The 314-nt window shown below is 55.7% G+C and carries 1 protein-coding gene; it reads right to left on the bottom strand.

What is annotated here, in order from left to right; genetic code table 11:
- Window positions 1–314 (bottom strand): helix-turn-helix domain-containing protein (locus ACLHZ1_RS20735; RefSeq protein WP_427263556.1); only part of this gene is annotated, 314 nt, incomplete at both ends.

Genomic DNA, 314 nt, shown 5'->3' with positions numbered 1-314 from the left:
ATGTCCAAATGCAGCAAATCACCCGGTTTTTCATATTCATAGCGTTGTACCGGAGCAGCAGGCTCCAGGTTAGCCAGTCGATTAAGTCCCCTTCGTTGCAGGATACGGGCGACTGAACTGTGCCCCATCCCCAAGGATTGGCTGATGTGCCGATAGGTCTGTCGCTGCTTGCGCAGCTCGATAATCTTCTGTTGCCGCTGGTCATCGATGGCATGGGGGCAGGATGCGGGGCGAGAAGAGCGATTGTGCAAGCCATCAGGCCCCTCCTGACGATATCGATTGAGCCACTTGTAAGCGGTTCGGGTACTGACCCC

The sequence above is a fragment of the Aeromonas sobria genome, assembly GCF_050266975.1.
GTDB lineage: Bacteria > Pseudomonadota > Gammaproteobacteria > Enterobacterales > Aeromonadaceae > Aeromonas > Aeromonas sobria_B.
This window is presented reverse-complemented; position numbering and strand designations above follow the sequence as displayed.